The organism is Salinispora vitiensis (assembly GCF_000378825.1).
GTDB classification, from domain to species: Bacteria; Actinomycetota; Actinomycetes; order Mycobacteriales; family Micromonosporaceae; genus Micromonospora; species Micromonospora vitiensis.
On record NZ_KB900388.1, the window covers coordinates 820598 to 843161 of the forward strand.

The window sequence follows — 22564 nt, forward strand, 5'->3', positions numbered from 1 at the left end:
GCCACCCGATCCGCCCGCGCCCGGGCAACCCTGTTGGCCAGCCGGCGGAGTTTGTCCAGACGACGGCCGGGTAGCCCCTGGCGACCGTGCCGCGCCGAGCAGCGGAGGAGACAGATATGGGACCCGGCGACTTCGGCTCCGACCCATGGGACGAGTTCCTGGCCCGGTACTTCGGCCGGAGCGAGGGTGGGCGCCGGCCCGCACACCGGGTCGACATCACCCGGCTGATGACCGCCGACGCCCGGGAGATGCTCGCCGACGCCGCACGTCGGGCGGCTGAGCGGCACAGCACCGACCTGGACACCGACCACCTGCTCTGGGCCGCGCTGCAACGGCAGTCCCTGCGGGAGCTGGTCAAACGAGCCGGCGCCGAACCCGACACCCTGCTCAACGCGCTTGGCGGGCGGGGCGAGGGGGCGCCCGGGGGCGAGGTCCCGCCGAACTTGTCCCTCACCCCCGCCGCCAAGCGGGCGCTGCTCGATGCCCACCAGCTGTCCCGCGCCATGAGCGCCAACTACATCGGGCCGGAGCACATCCTGATGGCGTTGCCGCTGAACCCGGAGTCACCCGCCGGCCGGATGCTCGCCGCCGGCCGGATCCAGCCGGAGTCGTTGCAGGCGGCGAGTGCTGACCGGGGCCCGACCACTGGGCCGCGGCCGGATCGGGGCACCCCCACCCTCGACCAGTACGGGCAGGATCTCACCGAGCTCGCCCAGAACGATCAGATCGACCCGGTCATCGGCCGGGCCGACGAGATCGAGCAGGCAGTCGAGATCCTGTCCCGGCGAACCAAGAACAACCCGGTGCTGATCGGTGAGGCCGGTGTCGGCAAGACCGCCATCGTGGAGGGGCTCGCGGAGCGGATCTGCGACGGCGACGTGCCGCAGACCCTGCTCGGTAAGCGGGTCATCCAACTCGACCTGGCCGGCCTGGTCGCCGGTACCCGCTACCGGGGTGACTTCGAGGAGCGGCTGAAGAAGGTCATTGACGAGATCCGGGCCCATCGCGAAAAGCTGATCGTCTTTCTCGACGAGATTCACACCCTGGTCGGGGCGGGTGGGGCCGGCAGCGAGGGCGGAATGGACGCGTCCAACATGCTCAAGCCGGCGCTGGCCCGCGGCGAGCTGCGGGTGATCGGCGCAACCACGCTGGACGAGTATCGCCGGACCATCGAGAAGGACGCCGCGCTGGCCCGCCGGTTCCAGCCGGTCTTCGTGCCCGAGCCGGGGGTCGACGACACGGTGGCCATCCTGCGTGGCCTTCGCGACCGCTACGAGGCGCACCACCAGGTCCGCTTCACCGACGAGGCGCTGGTCGTCGCGGCGGAGCTCTCCGATCGCTACGTCACCGACCGCTACCTGCCGGACAAGGCGATCGACCTGATTGACCAGGCCGGCGCGCGGGTCCGGCTGCGCACCCGTACCCCGGACTCGGACGTACGCGAGTTGGAGACCCAGCTCGACGAGGTACGCCGCGACAAGGAGCAGGCCGTCGCCGACGAGCAGTACGAGAAGGCCTCCACGTTGCGTGACCAGATCGCCGACCTGGAGGCCCAGATCCGCCGGGTTCGCGGCGACGAGGGTAGCGCTAACCACGTGCCGCAGGTGGGGCCGCACGAGATCGCCGAGGTGGTCTCCCGGGCCACCGGCATCCCCGTTGCGCAGCTCACCGAGGAGGAGCGGGATCGGCTACTGCGGCTGGAGGGGCACCTGCACGAGAAGGTCGTGGGTCAGGACGACGCGGTCAACGCGGTCTCCGAGGCGGTGCGCCGTTCGCGGACCGGGTTGGCGGACCCGGACCGGCCGATGGGTAGCTTCCTCTTCCTCGGCCCCACCGGCGTCGGCAAGACCGAGTTGGCCCGGGCGCTTGCCGAGGCGCTGTTCGGCGAGGCCGACCGGATGGTACGGGTCGACATGAGCGAGTTCCAGGAGCGGCACACGGTCAGCCGGTTGGTCGGCGCGCCGCCCGGCTACGTCGGGTACGAGGAGGCCGGGCAGCTCACCGAGGCGGTGCGGCGCCGCCCGTACGCGGTGGTGCTGCTGGACGAGATCGAGAAGGCGCACCCGGATGTGTTTAACATCCTGCTCCAGGTGCTCGACGACGGCCGGCTCACCGACAGCCAGGGCCGGACGGTGAATTTTAAGAACACCGTTTTGATCATGACGAGTAACCTCGGCTCGGAGCTGATTACCGGCACCCAGCGGGCGGTCGGCTTTGGCACCGGGGCGGCCGGCGGGGAGAACGACGAGCTCCGCGACCGCTTGTTGCGCCGGCTCCAGGAGAACTTCCGTCCAGAGTTCCTGAACCGCATCGATGAGATCATCATCTTCCGCCGCCTGGAGGCGGAGCAACTGCGGCAGATCACCGAGCTGCTGTTGGCGGAGACCCGCCGTCGGTTGCACGCGCAGGATGTCGACGTCGAGATCACCACCGCCGGCATCGACTGGCTCGCCGAGCACGGCTACCAGCCCGAGTTCGGGGCCCGCCCGCTGCGGCGGGTCATTCAGCGCGAGTTGGACAACCAGTTGTCCCGGATGCTGCTGGAGTCCGCGGTGTCGCCGGGCCAACGGGTGGTTGTGGACGCCCGTGACGGCCAGCTCACCATCGATGTCGCCGAGGGCGACGGCTACACCGCGGCCACCACCACGCATCCCCGTTGAGCGCCGGGAGGCGGAGATGACCGAACCCGAGGAGACCCAGGAGAACACCGAACGGACCGAGCCGATCGTCGCCGCACCGACCGCGAACCCCGCCCGGGTGCAGGTGCCACCAGAGGGCCCGGGGCAGGTCGGGACCGGCGAGCCGGACCCGGCGGCGACCGACGGCCGGCGAGAGGAGGGCTGATGGTACGCGAGCAGCGGCTCGATCCGCAGGTGGAGGAGCTCTGGGAGAGCTTCCACGAGCGGGTCAACGTGCCGTCCGAGAAGCTGCGGCAGTGGCTGCTCACCCGGGGCTCCGGTGAGGAGACCTTCGGCCCGGACCCCGACCTCGGCCTGCCCGAGCCGGGCCGGCACATCCTGCGGGTGCTCACCAAACGCAAGGTGGACCTGACCCGGGACGACATCGAGACGATGCGGGACACCGTCGACGAGATCGAGAACCTGCTGGCGGCGAAGCCCTCGCGCGGCAACGCCGATGACCGGTGGCGGCATGCCCTGCTGGATCTGGGCCACGACGTCCTGGTGGAACGCTGACCGCTTCCGATCAGGTCGGGTGGGGTGCCGGCTTCGAGTTCACCAGCACCCACACCGACGGATCACTACGCTCCGGGTTCCAGACTGGTGATCGTCAGTCCCGCCGCGTCGGCGGCGGCCTCCCGGTCGGCGCGGGTCTGCCGTTCCCGAGTGAGCAGGTTGGCGTACTCGGTGATGTCCGCCGGAGCGGGCACCGCCGGTAGCCGGCGCAGGAAGAGCTCCACGTCCCGGGTGGCGGCGGTGTGCGCGGCGGCCGCCTGCCGCAGTGTCTCGCGGTCGTCGGCGGCAGGGTATAGGTCGGTCATGTCCGTCTGTTACCCGGCGGCACGGCGTTCGCACCCCGTGGACCAGATCCGGCGCCACCCCACCCCTGGCCGCTCTCCTGGTATCAAGGAGCGATGAGGAGCGACACCGCCTGCGCCCACCCCGCACCCACCGACGAGGTCATCGGCCTCTGTCAGGATCTGCTGCGCATCGACACCACCAACACCGGTGACAACGACACCAGCGTCGGGGAGCGCCGAGCGGCCGAGTACGTGGCCGAGAAGCTCGCCGAGGTCGGCATCGACTCGGTGCTCCACGAGTCCGCGCCCCGCCGGGCCAACCTCGTCGCCCGGATCCCCGGCACCGACCGGAATCGCCCCGGCCTGCTCGTCCACGGCCACTTGGACGTGGTGCCGGCCGAGGCGGACGAGTGGTCGGTGCATCCGTTCTCGGGTGAGCTGCGGGACGGCTACCTCTGGGGTCGCGGTGCGATCGATATGAAGGACTTCGACGCGATGACGCTCGCGGTGGTACGGCACTGGCAGCGCAGCGGGATCCGGCCGCCCCGGGACGTGGTGCTCGCCTTCACCGCCGATGAGGAGGCCGGCAGTGAGTACGGCGCGCATTTCCTGGTGGAGCATCACCCCGAGCTCTTCGCGGGCTGCGCCGAAGGCATCGGCGAGGTCGGGGGTTTCTCATATTCGGTGAACGAGAACCAGCGGCTGTATCTGATCGAGACCGCCCAGAAGGGCATTGACTGGCTGCGGCTGCACGCCCGGGGGCGGCCGGGGCACGGCTCGATGGTCCACGACGACAACGCAGTCACCGCCCTCGCCGCGGCGGTCGCCCGGATCGGCCAGCACCGCTTCCCGGTCGTCGTTACCGACACCGTACGCGCGTTCCTCCTTGAGGTGTCCGAGGCGCTCGGCATCGAGCTGGACCCGGACGATCCGGAGACAGCCATCGGCAAGCTCGGCCCGATCGCCAACCTCGTTGGGGCGACCATCCGCAACACGGCCAATCCCACCCGGCTCGCCGCGGGCTACAAGGACAACGTCATCCCCGGACGCGCCAGCGCCACCATCGACTGTCGGAGCCTGCCCGGTCAGTCGGAGCTGTTGGAGCGGCAACTGCGCGGGTTGGTCGGCCCGGACATCGAGATCGAGTATCTTCAGCGCCAGCCCGCGCTGGAGACCACCTTCGACGGTGCCCTGGTCGAGGCGATCTCCGCCGCGCTACGTGCCGAGGACCCGGGGGCCCGGCCGGTGCCGTACATGCTCTCCGGTGGCACCGACGCGAAGGCCTTCACCCGGTTGGGTATCCGTTGTTTCGGCTTCGCACCGCTGCGCCTCCCCGCCGACCTGAACTTCTCCGCGCTGTTCCACGGCATCGACGAGCGGGTTCCAGTGGACGGACTACAGTTCGGCGTGCGGGTTCTCGACCGGTTCCTCCGCAACTGCTGAGCCGCTTCCGTACTTCGGCGCGGCGCCTTCCGAACACCGAAGGGACGCCTTACATGATCGACCAGCATGGTGAGCTGGACCCTGCCCTCGAACGCGTCATCGAGGCGGCCCGCCACCACCTGGCCGCCGTGCGCGCCGCGCAGGGCCGAATCGACGACGATGCCGTCTGGCAGGCGTACGTCGCGTTGAACAACGCCTCGTACGCCTACGACGAGCAGCTGATGGATGCCTTCGGCGAGGTTACTCCCTGGGATGTGCAGGCGATCGACCCGGAGGAGGCCGACGAGCGCTTCACCAGCCCAGACGGCTCGCCGGCCATCGACAGCCACCCACACGTCATCTCGGTACGGCAGCGTCGGGACTACCGGGTGCCGAGCGTCTCGGCGCTGATCCGGGCCGCCACGTCGGCCCGGCGGGCGGAGGCCCCCGACGAGGACGAGCCGGCACCTGTCGAGGGGGTCGGCGAGGCGGTCTTGGAGCTGTTGCAGAGCGGGGACGGATCGCTCGCCGCACTGGATGTGCCGGAGCTGGAGCCGATGGACGGCGTTGTCATGGTCAGCGAGGTTGACGCCGCGGTCGATCTCGAGGCCTTCGACGATGACGACCCGGTGGGTCCGTTCCAGCCCGCCGCCGAGGACCGGTTGGTCGGTCGGCTCGACGAGCACCCCTTCCTCGAGCTGGACGACGAGGAGTACGACCGCACCCACTGACTTGATTGCTACCCGGGGTTGGTTGCTATCGACCCTGGCTGGTCATGGCCGTAGCCCCTGGTTGATCGTTCTTCTTCTCGAGGGAAGAAGATCAGGACCAGGGGCTGCGGGGTGATCAGCGATACGCGGGCCGCTGACGGCGGACCGTCCTGGCCGGCCGTACTCGTTCGTGGCCGCCTTGGAGGCCGGGTGTGGTTCGTGGACGAACCAGCCGGCACCCGCCGCGCCCCATGCGTCCAATGACGGGATATTCTTGACTCGATAAGCTGGGCGCATGGCTACGCTTCGTCAGCTCGAGTACTTTGTGACGATCATCGACGAGGGGTCCTTCACCCAGGCCGCCGCCCTGCTCAACATCACCCAGCCCGGGCTGTCGCACCAGTTCCACGCCCTCGAGAAGGAGATGGGCGGCCGCCTCCTGGAACGCCTGCCCCGCGGCCTGCGGTTGACCGCCGCCGGTCGGGCGATGCTGCCGTCCGCCCGAGCCGCCCTAGCCGACGCCCGGCGGGCCGTCACCGCGGCCCGGCGCGCCACCGGAGTCGCCTCGGGTGAGCTTCAGTTGGCCACGCTCTACTCGGTGAGCTACGGCATTCTGCCCACGGCGCTGGCGCTCTGGCGCACCCGCCACCCCGATGTGCGCGTCACCCTGTTCGAGCACCGGCACACCACCGAACTCGCCGCCGCCATGGCGGACGGAGAGGCCGACATCGCCATCGGCCCGCCCCCGCCCAGTGGGGAGGGCACCATCGGGCACCTGGGGGCGGAGGAGTTCTTTCTGGTCACCCACCCCGACGACCCCCTGGCCACGGCCCCGGGCGGCACGGTCCGCCTCGCCGACCTCGCCGAGCGGGAATGGGTGCACTTCACCCCCGACAGCGGCCTGGCGCAGCTCCTCGACCGGGCCTGCGCCGCCGCGGGCTTCGAGCCCCGGATCACCGTGCGCACCCAGCAGGCGCCGTTCGCGGTCAACTTCGCCGCCGCCGGGCTGGGCCTGGCGCTCGTCCCCGGGAACGCCGTTCCTCCCCACTTCGAGGCAGCACTACTCCGCCCGGACCCCGCGCTGCTGCGCCCCCTGACCGCGTACACCCGCAGCGAGCCCGACCCCATCGCCCGCGCCTTCCTCGACATGCTTGCCGAGGAGGTTCCCCTCACCCCCGCCCACGTCCGCAGGCGCTTCCCCGCTCTGACGTCCGCGGACCGTACAACCATCCTCTGAGATCGTCCTGCGGTGTGTGGTGGTAGGTGCTGCCACCGACGAGGCCTGAGCCCCTTCCTCATGCATACCCCATTAATTGTCCTGTGTTGTCAGTAGCCGGTGCATCGATTGGCGACCGGCGCTTGAGCGAGAAGGCGATCAGTCCTGATCTGGAGAGGCGACAAATAATGTAGACTCGTCCTCTTCGGATACAAACGACTAGGCGCTGCCCAAACGCGTGACCCTGGGCGGCCGAGAGTCCGGAGACCGGCGAGATCCGCGGCTTCGCCGCGCTCGATCGTGCCATGCTGAAGCACCTCTACCTGCCGGTCCGACGCACGCCGGCAGGGCATCGGCATTTGTCGGCGGAGCTGCCGACTGCGCTCATCGACCGAACGGTACTCCTGGTCATCGACCGGGACCGTACCTGTCTGATAACTTCGCAGCGGCGGATCGTCACGGTTCGGGTGCGGCGATGACCGCCACGGTGGACCATCGACGCCAATGCGAAATGGTGGGATACGGTGACAGCATCAGTCGAGTTCTCGGTCGATCACGGGCACGTTGAGCTGCTTCCGATCCACTTCGACGACCTCGACTCGATGGGGCTGGTGCACAACTGCCGGTACGGAGTTCTGGTGGAGCGCGCCCTCAACACCTTCTGGACGTCCCACGGCTGGACGTTCGACGGAGGCACCTACAGCCATCCGGACGTGTTTCTGGCGGTGGCCGAGTTCGCCATCTCCTACCGCATGCCGTTCCGGGGCACCGGGGCCATGGCCGTGCACCTGTGGATCGACCGGTTCAGCGGGTCCAGCGCCGCCTACGGGTTCCGCTGCCTGTCCCGGGACGGGCAGACCGTGCACGCCGAGGGTAGGCGGGTACACGTCCGCATCGATCCGAAGACCCTGCGCCCCACCGCCTGGTCGGAGGAGACGCGGTCGGTCATGAAGGGCGTCGCTCGGCCTTCCTGAGGCCGCCACCGGCGTCCGCCGGGCGGGCCGCCCGCTCGCCCCGGCCGGTCCGGCCGGCACCTCCTCCACGACCGAGAGCGCGGATGCGGTCGGGATGATCCGGCCCAGGTGGAAGCCCTCTCCCGCGCGTAGCGCCGCGACGAGCTGTTCGATCCGGCGCGCGCCTTCCGCGCCCGGCATGTCTGCCGTGCCCGACCGGTGCCCGACGAGGTGCTGCGGACCCTCGGCACAGCGAGTTCACCGGCCTGTTGGAGCCATGACCGCCACCGAATCGCCACCGTCTGGGCCGCGGCGGCTAGTAGGAGAGGCCGGGTGGTGGCGGGCTGATCCGGCGACGGCGCAGCACGACCTGCCGGGTCCCATCCCGGAAAAGCCGGACCCGGGCCAGCTCCCAGCCGGAGAACTCCGCCTGGATGGCGAGCTGCGCGGCCGCGGTCAGCCGGTCAACGTTCGGGGGTAACCGTAGCGGCGCGTATTCGTAGTCCATGGCCCCATGCTGCCCATCCGCCCAGCCCGGCGCCACCCCGCAGGCACCCTTCCCGGCCCGGTTAGCCCAGGCCAGGCGGGGTGCGCCCTGGCCCGGAGTCCGCCGTCGCGCCCCGGGCCGGGGTCAGCCGTCGCGCTCCGGGTAGCCGACCGGGACGGCGGAGACGTCGTCGAGGGCTGTTCTGATCTCCTCCGGCAGGGTCATCTCCTCGACCTGGAGGGCGCCGAGTAACTGCCCCACCGTGCGCGCGCCGAGGATCGGCGCGACGACCCCGGGCCGGTCGCGGATCCAGGCCAGCGCGACCTCCAGCGGGGAGACGCCGAGGCCGCCGGCGGCGGTGGCAACCGCTTCCACGATGCTGGAGCAGCGCGGTTCCAGGTAGGTCGCGACGAACCGCTCGAAATGTGGTGAGGCCGCCCGAGAATCCGCTGGTCGGCCGTTTCGGTACTTGCCGGTCAGGACTCCCCGCCCCAGCGGTGACCAGGGCAACACCCCCAGCCCGAGAGCCGCGCAGGCCGGTAGCACCTCCCGCTCGATGCCGCGTTCCAGTAGCGAGTACTCCACCTGGGCGGCGACCACCGGGGAGCGGCCGGGCCAGGCCGCCTGCCAGGCCGCGGCCCGGGCGGTTTGCCAGCCGGAGAAGTTGGCGACGCCGACGTACCGGACCCGCCCGCTTGCGACCGCGTGGTCCAGCGCCGCGAGGGTCTCCTCCAGCGGCGTGTCCGGGTCATACCCGTGCACCTGGAACAGGTCGACGTGGTCGGTGCCGAGGCGCCGCAGGGACGCGTCCAGGGTGCGTAGTAGGTGCCCACGGGAGCCGTCGCGGCGCCGGCCGTGGCCCGGGCGCAGCCCGGCCTTGGTCGCGATCAGCAGCTCCTCGCGGGGGACCAGGGTGCCGAGCAGCGAGCCGATGACCGACTCGGCGTCACCGTCACCGTAGACATCGGCGGTGTCGACCAGGTTGCCGCCGGCGTCGAGATAACCTTTCATCTGGGCCGCCGCATCGTCGGCGTCGGTGTCCCGGCCCCAGGTCATGGTGCCGAGCGCGAGCCGCGAAACCGCCAGCCCGCTTCGGCCGAGCGGTCGCTGTTGCATGGTTGAATCTTATTTCCATCACGGGTCGCACCGATATCCCGCTGCCGTCCAGTCTGCCGCCTGTTCGTCGCCGTGCTCCTCGGGTACCTCGCTGCCGGCGCTGTTTGCGTGAGCCGGTGATCGAGGGCGGCGATGGTATTGCGTAACCTGATGCGACCTGTGGTGTGGATGGGGGAGGACTAGTGCGACTCGGGCTCAGCCTCGGTTACCAGACGGCGTGGAGTACACCTGCCGACCATCTGGCTCTGGCCCAGGAGGCGGACCGGCTCGGCTACACGGTGGTGTGGGCGGCGGAGGCGTACGGCTCCGACTCGCCGAGCATGCTCGCCTGGATGGCCGGCCAGACCAAGCGGATCGAGCTCGGTAGCGCGGTGATGCAGATTCCGGGCCGCACTCCGGCGATGACCGCGATGACCGCCGCGACCATCGACGCGCTCTCCGGTGGCCGGTTCCGGCTCGGCCTAGGGGTGTCCGGTCCGCAGGTCTCCGAGGGCTGGCACGGCGTACGGTTCGCCCGCCCGCTCGCCCGGACCCGGGAGTTCGTCGACATCGTTCGGCTGGCGGTGGCCCGCAAGCAGGTCGCCTACACCGGCGACTTCTACACTCTGCCGCTACCCGACGGACCGGGCAAGGCGCTACGCCTGGGCTTCCACCCGCCCCGGGAGTACATCCCGACCTACCTGGCCGCCGTCGGTCCGAAGAACCTGGAACTCGCCGGCGAGATCGCCGACGGCTGGCTCGCCGTCTTCTACGCGCCGGAGTTCGCCGCGGAGCAGCTTGCTGCGATTCGCGCCGGTCGGGCCCGCGCCGGGAAGGAGCTGTCCGGCTTCGATGTGGTTCCCTCGGTGCCGGTGGTGATCGGTGACGATGTCGCCAGCTGCGCCGAACTGGTCCGCTGGTACGCCGCGCTCTACATCGGTGGCATGGGCAGCCGGCAGCAGAACTTCTACAACCAGCTCGCCACCCGGATGGGGTACGGCGAGGCCGCGCGCGAGGTGCAGGAGCTGTACCTGGCCAAGCGGCACCGCGACGCGGCCGCCGCGGTGCCGCTGGAGTTGATTGACCGCACCTCGCTGCTCGGTTCGAAGGAGCGCATCGCCGAGCGGATGCGGGAGTTCGCCGCTGCCGGCGTCACCACGCTGTCGGTGACCCTCTTCGTGGCCGACCGGGACAGCGGCGTGCAGACCCTACGGACCGTCGCCGAGGCGCTGGATCTCGCAGGAGTCGGCGAGTGACCTGGGTCGAGGCCATTGTCCTGGGCATCGTGCAGGGCCTGACCGAATTCCTGCCGATCAGCTCGTCGGGCCATCTGCGGATCACCTCCGCCATCTTCTTCGAGCAGGACGCCGGTGCGTCGTTCACCGCCGTCACCCAGCTCGGCACCGAGGCGGCGGTGCTGCTCTACTTCGCCAAGGACATCTGGCGAATCACCCGTACCTGGGTCGTTGGAATCTGGGATCGGTCGGTGCGCAGCAGCCTCGACTACCGGATGGGCTGGTACGTCATCGTCGGCTCGATTCCCATCGGCGTCTTCGGCCTCCTGTTCAAGGACCAGATCCGGGAGACCGCGCGGAACCTGTGGCTGGTTGCCAGCACCCTGATCCTGTTCGCCTTCGTGCTGGCGTTCGCCGAGTACTGGGGCCGGCAGACGCGGACGCTACAGAACTTCCGGATGCGCGACGGTGTGGTGATGGGTTTCGCGCAGGCGATGGCGCTGATTCCCGGCGTGTCTCGGTCGGGGGGGACGCTCACCGCCGGCCTGCTGCTCAACCTGACCCGGGAGACCGCGGCCCGATACTCGTTTCTGCTGGCCATTCCCGCGGTGGTGATGTCGGGCGTGCTCAGTCTCGAGGACGTCTTCGCCCCGGCGGCGCCGGGCACCTCGGTGCCGAGCGGGGCGCAGATGATCGTGGCCACGGCGGCCGCCTTCGCCGTGGGTTACGCGGCCATCGCCTGGCTGCTGCGCTACGTGGCGCGCCACACCCTGTACATCTTTGTTCTGTATCGGGTGGCATTGGGAACGCTGGTGCTCGCCCTGCTGCTGACCGGCACCATCAGCGCCACCTGACCCGTTCTCGCCGACGCGCCCGGCACGGACCCCGGCCCAGGGCGCATCGGTGGGCCAGTGCGTGGGGCAGGCTCTAGGGTGGTCACCGTGGCGACGCTACTGCTCTTGCGACACGGCCGGACGACCGCGAACGCGGCCGGTGGGCTGGCCGGTCGGCAGCCGGTCGAGCTGGACGAGACCGGCCGCTCCCAGGCCGCCGCGGTCGGCGAGCGGCTCCGGCTGCTTTCCTGCCCGACCGTGGTGACCAGCCCGTTGGTCCGTTGCCGGCAGACCCTGGAGCGGGCGTTGCCCCAGGCCGTGCCGGTGGTGGAGGAGGGGCTGACCGAGTGCGGGTACGGCAGCTGGGAGGGGCAGCCGCTGAAACAACTCGCGAAGGACGCGCTCTGGCCGGTCGTGCAGCAGCATCCCAGCGCGGCGGTCTTCCCCGGTGGGGAGGCGATGGCGAGCATGGCGGCCCGGGCGGTGGCCGCGGTGCGCAGCTGGGATGCTCGGGTGAGCGCGGAGCACGGGCCGGACGCGGTCTGGCTGGCCTGCACCCACGGCGATGTGATCAAAGCGATCGTGGCGGACGCGCTCGGCCTGCACCTGGACCTCTTCCAGCGGCTCATCGTGGATCCGGCCTCGGTCACGGCGATCCGCTACACCCCGCTGCGTCCGTTCCTGGTGCGGCTCAACGACACCGGCGGAGATCTGACCGCGTTGGTCCCGCCCCCGCCGAAGCGGGGCAGGCGGAAGCGCCGTACCGCGGACTCGGACGCCACGATCGGGGGCGGCGCCGGGGCAGGGGCTTGACCCGTTCCGGCGATTATGTTGGCGCTGGCGAGGGGCAACGCGACCCGGGTGATCCCGGCGGGGCCGAGGGGTCGTAGCGGTGCGGAGGCGCCGCGCGGCGATTCCGGTCGGTGGGGTGCGCGCCCCGCGGGTGCGCCGGATAGGGTCGAGGTATGACCCACCAGGTGCACGCCTTCGAGCCGCCGGAGCGGTTCGTCGCCGGAACCGTCGGGCCGCCCGGGGATCGCACGTTCTTTCTCCAGGCCCGCGGCGGCGGCCGGCTGGTCAGCGTCGCGCTGGAGAAAGTCCAGGTCTCATTGCTGGCGGAGAAGCTTGAGGAGTTGCTCTCCGAGGCGCAACGGCGGTTTGGGGTGAAACTGCCGGAGACCGGCCCGGTCGGTGGGGACAACGATCCGCTGGACGCGCCCGTCGACGAGGAGTTCCGGGTCGGCACCCTGGGTTTGGCCTTTGACGTGGACACCGAGACGGTCGTGATCGAGGCGATCGCGGTCGGCGAGGCCGAGGTCGAGGTTGGGGCCGCCGAGGCTGCGGCTGAGGTCGAGTTGGACGAGTCGGAGGACGAGGAGCCAGACGACGACTTGGACCGGCTGCGGGTGCGGTTGACGCCGGAGGCGACCCGCGAGTTCATCGGACGGGCCCGGCGGGTGGTAAACGCGGGCCGGCCGCCGTGTCCGCTCTGCGGCCAGCCCCTCGACCCGGTCGGTCACCTCTGCCCGCGCCACAACGGCTACCACCGGTGACCTCATCTGAGCTGTACCGGAGCCGGGATTGGCACCAGCCGCGCCAGGACGGTGATCAGGTGCTTCGGCTGCTGCGGGAGGGTGCGCTCGAGTTGGAGGGGCGGCTGGTGGACGCCTCGAACACGACGCTCCGCGCGGCCCTGACCCTGGATGGGATGACCGCGCGTTGTGTCTACAAGCCGGTGCGGGGTGAGCGGCCCCTCTGGGACTTTCCGGATGGCAATCTCGCCGGGCGCGAGGTCGCCGCGTACCTGGTGTCGGCGGCCACCGGATGGGACCTGGTGCCGCCGACGGTGCTGCGCGACGGGCCGCTCGGCCCCGGCTCCTGTCAGCTGTGGATCGACGGGCCGGTGGAGCCGGAGCCACTGGTCGGGTTTGTTCCGACCGACAAACTGCCGTCCCGCTGGTTGGCGGTGGCCGCGGCCCGGGACGAGGAGGGCATCCCGTACGCCCTGGCGCACGCGGACGATCCGCGGCTCGCCCGGCTAGCCGTGCTGGACGCGGTTATCAACAACGCCGACCGCAAGGGCGGACATGTTCTGGTCGGCCCGGAGGGCCGAATCCACGGCGTGGATCACGGGGTCAGCTTCCACGTGGAGGAGAAGCTGCGCACGGTCTTGTGGGGTTGGGCGGGCCGCGAGCTGCCGACGGACGTGGCGGAGGTGCTTGCGACCCTCGCCAGCGCGGTCGCCGGGGAGCTGGGCGGTGCTCTCGCCGAGCACCTTACGGTCAGCGAAGTCGCCGCGGTGGCTTCCCGGATTGAGCGGCTGCGGGCCGCCGGACAATTCCCGTTGCCGTCGCGTCAGTGGCCGGCGATGCCGTGGCCACCCATGTGAGTAGCTGGCACAACCGCCTGGGGATCAACAGATTGCCCTCCTCATCCATGGTCTTCGGCGGGACATCCATCCTGGTCAGCCTGGTCAACACCGGCCAGCCACAACGCGAAGCCCATCCGGCGTGGTTCTCGAGGACGCCACTGCGGCCTGATCCGAGATGTATTCGCGGATCTCGGCGCCGAAGCCGATGTTGGTCACAAAAGTGAATCAGGTCGCTGGTGGTGAAATTTTAAAGTGTTTGCCATAAGATGCGCCTCTCAACGAGAGCCATCCGGGTGCTTTTGGGGGTTTATTTCCGTTTTGACCAACTCGAGGCGTTTGCATGGTGGTGGTCCGGGTGACTAGCCTGGCGACCGTCCGCCCCAATCTCGGAAAGTGGCATCGTGGAATATCAGGAGTGGATTCCCAGCCCCGTCCTGCGTCGCGGAGCGGTAAACCGCCCCGCGACGCTTCGGGTATCGGGAAGGGGGCGACATGCCCACTCGACTTAGCATCGTTGTCCCGTTCTATAACGTTGGTGACTACATCCGGGACTGTCTGGAGTCGTTGGCCCGTCAGACGTTTCAGGACTACGAGGTCGTCATGGTTGACGATGGCTCGCAGGACGGCAGCGCCGCCATCGCACACGCGTACGCCTCGCGTGACTACCGCTTTCGGGTGATTACTCAGGAGAATTTGGGTCTCGGCCCGGCCCGGAACACCGGCACTCGGCACAGCGTGGGAGAATATATTACCTTTGTCGACAGTGACGACCTTGTTCCGCCTTACGCCTACCAGTCGATGGTGAGCTCCCTGGACAGCAGCGGCTCATCCTTCGTCGGGGGCAACGCGTGCCGGTTTAACAACTCCTCCGGGGTGAAAAAGAGTTACTTGCATAATATCGTTTTCACAGGCGACAGAAAGGCTACTCACATCCTGGAGAACTCTGTTCTCGCGCTGGACAGGATGGTGTGGAATAAGGTTTACCGCCGTTCTTTCTGGGATGAGTTCGAGCTGGAGTTCCCGCCGATTCGGTATGAGGATTACCCGGTCACTCTCAAGGCGCATCTGGATGCGGTGACCGTCGACTGCCTCGCTGCTCCAGTCTACTTCTGGCGCGAGCGTGAGTCTGGCGAGTCAATCACCCAGCAGAAGTTCCACTACGACAACCTGGCCGACCGGATCCTGTCGGCCGAGATGGTCCTGGACCTCATTGACACGCGAGCGCCCGAACTCCGTGACCGAGTACACCGGCACTTCGCCCAGATCGACTTGGCAACGGTGGTGCAGGCCTTCGCTACCGCCGAGGAACACGAAGAGCCGTCCCTGGTTGAGCTTGGCCAACGACTGACCCGCCGGCTCGATCTGCGCGCGCTCCGGCGAGCCTCCGCCTACGACCAGTTGCAATACCACGCCTTGGCGGCCGGCGACACCGACCAACTGCGCCGGCTGGCCGAGTTTCGTGCCATGGGCGGACTGGGCGCCGGCGCCCGGGCACGCCGGAGTTCCCTGTTTCCCTGGCGGTTCCAGAACCACTATCCCACCGGCGGGCGCGGTTCGACGGTGCCGCGTCAGCTCTATCGGCTACCTCGACGTGAGCTAAGCCTCCACACCACGGTTACCCGGATGTCCTGGGACGACACCACGCTGACGATCCGGGGTACAGCCGAGATCCGGCACCTCTCGATAGGAGCCAACTCCACGCTACGGTTGACATTGGTTGCCGGCACCCTGCGGATGGAATTGCCGGTCGAGCGGTTCACCGCCCGGGACTCGCACGGCGAGGAGACTCTGGTGGGCTTCCAGACCCGGGTGTCGAAGGCGACACTGACCAAACTACCGGCTGATGTGTCGGGTGCGCGCATCAAGGTGAGCCTGCGCGCTGGCGTTCTCCACCGAGGTAGTCTGCTGCGCAACGTTCAGCCCGGCAACCCGCAGAATGCCACTGGCGCCTGGATCGACGAGGACACCTGGATCCAGCCGGGCAATACCAACGCGGGGGAGATCATGCTGCGGCGGTTGATCCGGCCACTGGAGCTAACCGGTGCCAGCGTCGATGGCGACGGGATCGTCCTCACCGGCCGGATGCCTACGGATCTGAAGGGTGCAGGGCTTCAACTAGCCCGCCACTCCGAGACCGTTCAGGTTCAGTTGGAAACCCAGCTGTCGGGCAAGCAGCTGGTGTACACCGCCCGGGTCCCGTTCAGCAGCCTCGTCGACAGTGCCAGCCCGGACAACCCGTTCACCCTGCGCACCACGCGGGTGGCGAGTATCAGGTGGGCCAACCAGCGCCACCTGATACTCGCAACCGGGCTGGACGCCCCGGTCGCCACCGTGTACAAGGACCGGTTGGTCGCTGTCACCCGGTCGCCCGGCCAGTACCTCAACGTGGTCGAGGGGCCGTTGCAGCTGCAGGCCGACACGGCAAGGGTGACGCCGGCCGGGGCTGGCCATCGGCTCTCCGTGCAGGGCCGGCTCTGGACCGACGCGGACCCTGGCGCAGTCGTGTGGCGGCGGTACGTTGACGCGGCCGACCACCACGTGGACGTGTCCTGCCGGGTCACCCGGTCCGACGGTAGGTGGTCCGCTGACGTGGACCTGACCGAGCTACTGGCGCCGGTGGCGACGGCGCAACCGGGCAGCGACCGGCGCGCTGACTGGATCCTGTGGGTGCTGCCCCCTGACGGCGAGTCACCGTACGCCCTGCAGGTCGACGCCTTCCTGGTCGCTCAGCTGCCGCTGCAGATTGACGCTGGCGGACGACCCGTTGGTCTGTACCCCCGCTCTGGCCGTCTGCATGTTGAGGTTCGGTGAAATGCACCATCACAATCACTATTACGCTCAAGCTCACATCCTTGCTCGATACTGCGGGCTGGACGACGATTTCCCGCCCCGGATCCGGGGCTACCTACAGCACGGCTGGAATGTCGGCTGTGGCTGGAACCCGGTGCACGAGTTCTTTGATGGCGCCTGGCGGTTCGTGTGGAGTGACGCGCCCCGGCGACGCGGCCATGCCCTCGGTCGCCGCAACTACCACGTCGTCGGCGCCCCCTGGCTCTACCTGATGAACCTCGAGCCCGAGTTGGGCGCGGTGCCTGAGCAAGAGCGGGAGGGCACCCTGTGGTTCCTCTTCCACGGCTGGGAGGGTGGCAAGATCAGTGGTAACCATGCCCGGCTGATCGACGAGATCCGAGAGACGGAATCAGGTCCGGTGACGTTCAGCCTCTACTACACCGAGTATGAACGCCCTGAGGTCCGGCGTTACTACGACAAGGCCGGCTTCGACGTGGTGAGTTTCGGCCGACGTGGTTGGAACTATGACGGCACCGATCGGCGTTTCCTCTACAAGCAGCTGGCGGCGCTCCGCAAGCACAAGCGGGTGGCCGCTAACCGGCTGTCCTCGGCGGTCTTCTACGGCGTCGCCGCCGGTTGCCAGCCCGCTGTCTATGGCGATCCCATGGAAATGGCGGGCGAGAACCCGCTGTTTGGCGGCACGGCCCGTATCGCCCGGCTCTGGCCGGAGATGCACGGCAAGGACATCGATGTCGCGGTGGCCCGGGACATTACCAATGAGGAACTCGGCCGGGCATGGATGATGCCACCGGCCGAGATGCGCATGCTATTCGATTGGAATGAACGTGACTGACAACCGATCGACCGGCAATGGATTCGTCCGGGGTGAGATGCAGCCTTGGACCGACTACTCCGACGGCCGGGCTCCGGCGAGTGGCTCGGTGCTCGCCGCCCTACTCGCCGACCTGCTGCCACGGTCCGAACGTGCGCTGATAGTCGGTCCCCACGGCACCGACCTGATCGACGGCGTAGCCGCACGTAGTGCCCAAACGACCGTGTTGGTCCGTTCAGTCAGTGACGCGGAGGCGTTGCGGGCCGCGATAACAAACACGACCGTCACGATAGTCGCCGGCTCGCTGGACGGGCTGATCGACAGCCTCACCGAGGATGAGGCGTACGACCTAGTGCTCGCCGCCGACGGGCTGGACCGGGTGATGGGCTACGACGCGCCGCAGCAGGACTGGCAGACTCGGGCTACCGCACTGGTCCGGGCCGCCGCCGCCGGTGCCGTGGTTGTCGTCGGCATGCAAAACGACTTCGCACTTACGGAGTTGTTCGACTCGCGGCCGTCACACAAGCGGCACGGCGACGATGAGTGGTGGCCACTGCACGATGACCCGACCCGGCCCGCCTCCCCCGCCCAACTGCGCGAAGCTCTGACCGGCCTCGGTCTCGAAACGCCCTTGCTCTGGGCAACAGTTGATGTTGCGGGCGAGACGCATACGTTGATTGAGGCCGACGCGCTCGCCGCCACCCGCCCGGGGCGGCCGGCGGCTCGGATCGCCGTCCGGGCGTTCGAAACCGCAGCGACCGCCGTGCCGCTCCTCGCGTCGCTGGCGGAGGGTCTCAACGCAGCCGCCTGCGCCGGCCAATTGGGCGCCGTCACACCAGGCTGGCTCGTAGTGTGCGGGCCCCGCCCGCCCGCCGTCCACACCATCTACACCCGGGGAGGCAACACCTCATCGGTGCTCGCTGCCGACCTGGCTGACAACCGTTGGAGGCTAGTCACCGTTGCCGGCGCAGGCTCGCCGCCAGCTGGTCTGTCCGCCAACGAAAGCCCGGCCGAAGTGCCCGACACAGAGTCGGTAGAGCGGTTGCTGCTGCGGGCTGCGGCCAAGGAGGATGTACCCGAATTCCGCCGACTCGCCGAACAGTTGGGCGACTGGGTAGGCAAGAGCGCCGCCGAGTTCGGGCCCGGTGCGGTGATCTGCCTGGACGATACCGGCGTGGACGGCGACACCTTCGCCCGGGGCGTGCTGGCATGGCGGACCGTGGACGAGTCCGGCACTGCCGAGTTGCTTGCCGCTGCGTGGCATCGGTTTGCCGACAGGCTGAGCCGTGGGCACCACCGCCACCCATGGCCACCGTGGATGTCTGGCGCCGACCTAGTGCGAACCTGGCTGAGCATGAGTGGCGAGACGCCGACCGACGCCATCCTCGATCGAGGTCGGCAGATCGCCGAGTCGGTGGCCGCAGTAGTGGACGCGCCGCAAACTGCGGCGCCCATCCCGGAATTGCGTACGCAGTTGGTTGAGGCGGAGATGGCAAGGACCCGGGCGGTGGAACTTGCCGGACACGTCTTTGGCCTAGAACGCACCCTGAAAATGCGCGACCAGCAGCTGAAGGTGCGGGAGGGCCGGCTTCGGTCGCTGCGCACGGAGATGAGCAGGTTCAGGGGGTCGCGGGCCGCCCGTCTGGCCGTGGTGATCCGCAAGGTTGCGGTCGTCCGTGACCCGAAGCGGCTCGCCCGCGCGGTCAAGCGTCGCCTTCCGGGCCACTGACGCTGCTGGCGGCCGGCCGGCCGGCCGCCAGCACATCGTGCGGTCCTGGAATTCGCGCCAGCATCTGCCTTTGTCTTAACTTGCGAAGGGCGTACTGGCTAGGCTAGGTCACTCGGTCAGACCGGTACACCCCATGATCGGCAAAGACGACGACCTCTCATGTCGCTCGGTGGTAAGGATTGGCGGCTGGTTAGGCTGGCGGTCATGGACTCTTGGGCGGGACACGAGGTACCGCGGCTGCCGGGCCAGGGCGGGCCGCTGATGTTGTTTGACTCGGCCCGGCGGGGCATGGCCGCCAGCGCGCCGACCGGCACCGGCACCGGCACCATGTATGTCTGCGGCATCACCCCGTATGACGCCACCCACCTGGGGCACGCCGCCACCATGATCACCTTCGACCTGATCCAGCGGGTGTGGCGGGACGCCGGGCGGGACGTGACGTATGTGCAGAACGTGACCGACATCGATGATCCGCTGCTGGAACGCGCCGCCCGGGACGGCGAGGACTGGAAGGTCCTGGCGATGCGGGAGACCGCGCTGTTCCGGGAGGACATGGCGGCGCTGCGGATCATCCCGCCGGAGCACTACGTCGGTGCGGTGGAGTCGATCCCGGACATCGCCGAGCGGGTCCTGACCCTGGTGAAGGAGGGCGCTGCCTACCGGCTCGAGGACGGCACCGGCGATGTCTACTTCGACATCGCGGCCGCGCCCCGGTTCGGGTACGAGTCCCACCTGAGCCGGGAGCAGATGCTGGAGATCTTCCCCGAGCGCGGTGGTGACCCGGATCGGGCCGGTAAGCGCGACCCGCTCGATCCGCTGTTGTGGCGTGGTGCCCGCGTCGACGAGCCGTCGTGGCCCGGCGGGGAACTGGGCCCGGGCCGCCCCGGCTGGCACATCGAGTGCGCCGTGATCGCGCTGGACCTGCTCGGTGCGCAGATCGATGTGCAGGGTGGCGGCAATGATCTGATCTTCCCACACCATGAGTGCTCGGCCGCCCACGCCGAGCTGCTGACCGGGCAGACCCCGTTCGCCGGGCACTACGTGCACGCAGGCATGATCGGCCTGGACGGCGAGAAGATGTCCAAGTCCCGCGGCAACCTGGTCTTCGTCTCTCGGTTGCGAGCCGACCAAGTGGATCCGATGGCGGTCCGGCTGGCCCTGATGAGCGGGCACTACCGCAGCGACCGCTCCTGGAGCGACGAGCTGTTGGCGACCGCGCAGGAGCGGCTGGGCCGATGGCGGCGGGCGGCCGCGTTGCCCTGCGGACCGTCCGCGGAGGTGTTTCTGGCCACGCTTCGGGCGCGCCTCGCCGACGACCTCGACACCCCGGGGGCGCTCGCGCTGGCGGACTCCTGGGCGGAGGCGGCGCTCGTCGGTGCCGGCGACGACTCGGGGGCGCCCGCGCTCTTCACCCGGGCACTGGACGCCCTGCTCGGCGTCCGTCTTGACCTACTGGGCAGTCCGATCGGCCGGTAGGCGGCCCACTCGGCACGGGTGGCCTCGCCATCAGCCCAAGACGAGCCCCGGGCCCGGATCCGGGTCGGTCGCCGGGGCCGGGATCCGGTACGCCTCGGTCAGGGTGGTGACCGGACCGGGCCAGGTGGCTTGGGCGACCTCGATCGGTTTACGGCGCTCGTCGTAGGCGATGTGCAGCAGGTGTAGCACCGGGGTGTCGGGGCGGATCTGGAGGGTCTCCGCCTCGTCTCGGCTGGGCTGCCGGGCACTGATCGTGTCAGTCGCGGTGACGTACCGTCGGCCGGTGGCTTCCTCGGCCTCCTGGTAGAGGGGGCGGCCGAATGCCTCGGCCCGCTCCAGTGAGGTGCCGGCGGTGTCGGTCGGTAGGAACCAGGCGGCACCGACCTCCACCGGGGAGTCCTCGGCCCGGACCAAGTGCCGGCGACAGAGCAACTCGGTGCCGTCGGATACGCCGAACGCGTCGGCGACCTCGGGCGGTGCGGGGGCGGGACCGACGGAGACGAGCTGTTGCCGGTACCGGGCGGCGAGGTCGGTGTGGTAGCCACGGAAGCCGCCGTACCGGCCCCGGGAGAGCCGGTTGAGGCGGCGTCGGGTGCCGCGGACGTACGTACCGGAGCCCGGCTTCGTGATCAGGATGCCCTCGACCCGGAGTTGGTCCACGGCGCGTTGCACCGTCTGCTTGGCGACGCCGAACATTTCGGCGATGGCCGGGATGGAGGGTAGCCGCTCGCCGGGGCCCCAGTCGCCGCGGCGCACCTGTGCCTTGATCTGCGCGGCGATCTGTCGGTGCGGGAACTCGGCCGCTCCCGGGTTGATCTGCATGCCCGCCTCCTCGGTCATCAACTAGGTTCCTAGGATGCCGTAGCGGGTGGGTTCCCGTCCACAACCGACTCGGGACAGACAGACAGTGGCCCGCCACCGGTGAAGGTGGCGGGCCACGGGGATCAGTGCGCTATGGGGTCAGTGCGCTGCGGGTTACCAGGAGCCGGCGGTAGGACCGGCGGAGCCGCCGCGCCGGCGCAGGTACTTCTCAAACTCCTGGGCGATCTCGTCCCCGGTCAGCGGGGTGATGCCGGCGTCGCCGACCCGTTCTTCCAACTCGCGGACGTACTCACCGAGCTCGGCGTCCTGCTCGGCGGCACCCCGTACCCGCTGTTCCCACTCGGCGGCCTCCTCGGCGAGGTCCGCCATCGGCACCGGCAGATCCAGCACCTCCTCAACCCGGTGCAGCAGGGCCAGGGTCGCCTTGGGGCAGGGTGGGTTGTTGGCGTAGTGCGGCACATGCACCCAGAACGACACCGCGTTCACCTCGGCCCGGGTGCAGGCGTCGTGCAGAACCCCGACAATGCCAGTGGGCCCGTCGTAACGGGTGGGGGTGAGCTGGAAGCGCTGTGCCGCGCCCTTGTCGGAGGCGCTTCCGCTGATCGGCAGCGGTCGGGTGTACGGCACGTCAGCCAGGAGTGCGCCGAGCAGCACCACCCGTTCGACCTCCAGACTGTGGCAAATCTCCAGGACCTGCTCGCAGAAGGTGCGCCAGCGCATGCTCGGCTCGATTCCGCGGATCAGCACGACATCCCGCTCGGTACCGGCGGGGCTGGCGGCCATGAACCGGGTGGTGGGCCACTCCACCCGTCGGGTCTCGCCCGCCGACATCGCGATCGTGGGGCGGCTGACCTGGAAGTCGTAGAAGTCCTCCGGATCCAGCTCGGTCACCGGCCGGGCCTGCCATACCTGTTCCAGGTGTTCGACGGCGGCCGTCGAGGCATCGGCGGCGTCGTTCCAACCTTCGAAGGCGGCGATGGCCACGGGGGACCGCAGGACCGGTAGTCCGTCGAACTCGGTCACGCGGTCACCTCGTCCCGCCCGTCGGGGCGGTGCCGGGCAGCTGCCCGATCGGCCGGCCACCAGGTGTCGTGGCGTCGCTGTAGTCCCTCACG

At 69.2% G+C, this 22564-nt stretch carries 22 protein-coding genes; 17 read left to right on the top strand and 5 right to left on the bottom strand.

Annotated elements, in window-relative coordinates; all coding sequences use genetic code 11:
- Positions 1-116: 116 nt before the first annotated feature.
- The 3 genes from SALPAC2_RS0103745 to SALPAC2_RS0103755 are packed head-to-tail and all read left to right on the top strand — an operon-like array spanning position 117 to position 3194.
- On the top strand, positions 117-2660 hold the full coding sequence (locus SALPAC2_RS0103745) for an ATP-dependent Clp protease ATP-binding subunit (protein ID WP_018215300.1): 2544 nt from the start codon (positions 117-119) through the stop codon (positions 2658-2660).
- 16 nt (positions 2661-2676) lie between these two features.
- Complete coding sequence (locus SALPAC2_RS27455) at positions 2677-2844, top strand: hypothetical protein (protein ID WP_018215301.1); 168 nt, start codon at positions 2677-2679, stop codon at positions 2842-2844.
- Entirely contained in the window at positions 2844-3194 is a 351-nt protein-coding gene (locus SALPAC2_RS0103755; protein WP_018215302.1) for a DUF3140 domain-containing protein, read from the top strand. Before SALPAC2_RS27455 ends, SALPAC2_RS0103755 begins: the two co-directional genes overlap by 1 nt.
- A 65-nt stretch (positions 3195-3259) precedes the next feature.
- On the opposite strand, the gene SALPAC2_RS0103760 is transcribed toward SALPAC2_RS0103755, so the two are convergent.
- Positions 3260-3499 carry a hypothetical protein gene (locus SALPAC2_RS0103760; protein WP_018215303.1) on the bottom strand — a complete coding sequence of 80 codons (240 nt, stop codon included), beginning with the start codon at positions 3497-3499 and terminating at the stop codon, positions 3260-3262.
- A 93-nt stretch (positions 3500-3592) separates the two neighbouring features.
- Between SALPAC2_RS0103760 and SALPAC2_RS0103765 the strand changes: the two genes are divergently transcribed.
- From SALPAC2_RS0103765 to SALPAC2_RS0103785, 5 genes are all read left to right on the top strand, one after another.
- Positions 3593-4921: a M20/M25/M40 family metallo-hydrolase gene (locus SALPAC2_RS0103765; RefSeq protein WP_018215304.1), complete on the top strand. Its 1329-nt coding sequence runs from the start codon at positions 3593-3595 to the stop codon at positions 4919-4921.
- A gap of 53 nt (positions 4922-4974) precedes the next feature.
- Positions 4975-5631, top strand: a complete 657-nt coding sequence (locus SALPAC2_RS0103770) for a hypothetical protein (protein WP_018215305.1) — start codon at positions 4975-4977, stop codon at positions 5629-5631.
- 274 nt (positions 5632-5905) lie between these two features.
- On the top strand, positions 5906-6847 hold the full coding sequence (locus tag SALPAC2_RS0103775) for a LysR family transcriptional regulator (RefSeq protein ID WP_018215306.1): 942 nt from the start codon (positions 5906-5908) through the stop codon (positions 6845-6847).
- A gap of 284 nt (positions 6848-7131) precedes the next feature.
- Positions 7132-7305: a hypothetical protein gene (locus SALPAC2_RS27460; RefSeq protein WP_018215307.1), complete on the top strand. Its 174-nt coding sequence runs from the start codon at positions 7132-7134 to the stop codon at positions 7303-7305.
- Between the two features lie 45 nt (positions 7306-7350).
- Positions 7351-7800: an acyl-CoA thioesterase gene (locus SALPAC2_RS0103785; RefSeq protein ID WP_018215308.1), complete on the top strand. Its 450-nt coding sequence runs from the start codon at positions 7351-7353 to the stop codon at positions 7798-7800.
- 295 nt (positions 7801-8095) lie between these two features.
- On the opposite strand, the gene SALPAC2_RS0103790 is transcribed toward SALPAC2_RS0103785, so the two are convergent.
- Both SALPAC2_RS0103790 and SALPAC2_RS0103795 read right to left on the bottom strand, forming a co-directional pair.
- Entirely contained in the window at positions 8096-8287 is a 192-nt protein-coding gene (locus tag SALPAC2_RS0103790) for a DUF5703 family protein (protein WP_018215309.1), read from the bottom strand.
- A gap of 123 nt (positions 8288-8410) precedes the next feature.
- Positions 8411-9382 carry an aldo/keto reductase gene (locus tag SALPAC2_RS0103795; RefSeq protein ID WP_018215310.1) on the bottom strand — a complete coding sequence of 324 codons (972 nt, stop codon included), beginning with the start codon at positions 9380-9382 and terminating at the stop codon, positions 8411-8413.
- 182 nt (positions 9383-9564) lie between these two features.
- Between SALPAC2_RS0103795 and SALPAC2_RS0103800 the strand changes: the two genes are divergently transcribed.
- The 9 genes from SALPAC2_RS0103800 to mshC all read left to right on the top strand — a co-directional run bounded on the left by SALPAC2_RS0103800 (position 9565) and on the right by mshC (position 20627).
- A complete protein-coding gene (locus SALPAC2_RS0103800) occupies positions 9565-10617 on the top strand; it encodes an LLM class F420-dependent oxidoreductase (RefSeq protein ID WP_018215311.1) in 1053 nt (350 codons plus the stop codon).
- Positions 10614-11450, top strand: a complete 837-nt coding sequence (locus SALPAC2_RS0103805; protein WP_018215312.1) for an undecaprenyl-diphosphate phosphatase — start codon at positions 10614-10616, stop codon at positions 11448-11450. Before SALPAC2_RS0103800 ends, SALPAC2_RS0103805 begins: the two co-directional genes overlap by 4 nt.
- 78 nt (positions 11451-11528) lie before the next feature.
- Positions 11529-12242 carry an MSMEG_4193 family putative phosphomutase gene (locus tag SALPAC2_RS0103810; RefSeq protein WP_018215313.1) on the top strand — a complete coding sequence of 238 codons (714 nt, stop codon included), beginning with the start codon at positions 11529-11531 and terminating at the stop codon, positions 12240-12242.
- A gap of 152 nt (positions 12243-12394) precedes the next feature.
- Positions 12395-12982 carry a DUF3090 domain-containing protein gene (locus tag SALPAC2_RS0103815; RefSeq protein WP_018215314.1) on the top strand — a complete coding sequence of 196 codons (588 nt, stop codon included), beginning with the start codon at positions 12395-12397 and terminating at the stop codon, positions 12980-12982.
- Positions 12979-13818 carry an SCO1664 family protein gene (locus tag SALPAC2_RS0103820; RefSeq protein ID WP_018215315.1) on the top strand — a complete coding sequence of 280 codons (840 nt, stop codon included), beginning with the start codon at positions 12979-12981 and terminating at the stop codon, positions 13816-13818. Before SALPAC2_RS0103815 ends, SALPAC2_RS0103820 begins: the two co-directional genes overlap by 4 nt.
- Before the next feature lie 474 nt (positions 13819-14292).
- Entirely contained in the window at positions 14293-16611 is a 2319-nt protein-coding gene (locus SALPAC2_RS25415; protein WP_018215316.1) for a glycosyltransferase family 2 protein, read from the top strand.
- A 1-nt stretch (position 16612) separates the two neighbouring features.
- Positions 16613-17443 (top strand): hypothetical protein, encoded by an 831-nt coding sequence (locus SALPAC2_RS0103830; RefSeq protein ID WP_018215317.1) that lies wholly within the window; start codon positions 16613-16615, stop codon positions 17441-17443.
- A complete protein-coding gene (locus tag SALPAC2_RS0103835; RefSeq protein ID WP_018215318.1) occupies positions 17436-19151 on the top strand; it encodes a serine/threonine-protein kinase in 1716 nt (571 codons plus the stop codon). Before SALPAC2_RS0103830 ends, SALPAC2_RS0103835 begins: the two co-directional genes overlap by 8 nt.
- A gap of 204 nt (positions 19152-19355) precedes the next feature.
- On the top strand, positions 19356-20627 hold the full coding sequence (gene mshC, locus SALPAC2_RS0103840) for a cysteine--1-D-myo-inosityl 2-amino-2-deoxy-alpha-D-glucopyranoside ligase (protein WP_026184385.1): 1272 nt from the start codon (positions 19356-19358) through the stop codon (positions 20625-20627).
- Positions 20628-20657: 30 nt separating this feature from the next.
- Here mshC and SALPAC2_RS0103845 read toward each other — a convergent pair whose 3' ends face one another.
- Together SALPAC2_RS0103845 and SALPAC2_RS0103850 are read right to left on the bottom strand one after the other, a co-directional pair.
- Complete coding sequence (locus SALPAC2_RS0103845; protein ID WP_026184386.1) at positions 20658-21449, bottom strand: GntR family transcriptional regulator; 792 nt, start codon at positions 21447-21449, stop codon at positions 20658-20660.
- Between the two features lie 153 nt (positions 21450-21602).
- A complete protein-coding gene (locus SALPAC2_RS0103850; protein ID WP_018215321.1) occupies positions 21603-22472 on the bottom strand; it encodes a PAC2 family protein in 870 nt (289 codons plus the stop codon).
- Between the last annotated feature and the right edge of the window lie 92 nt (positions 22473-22564).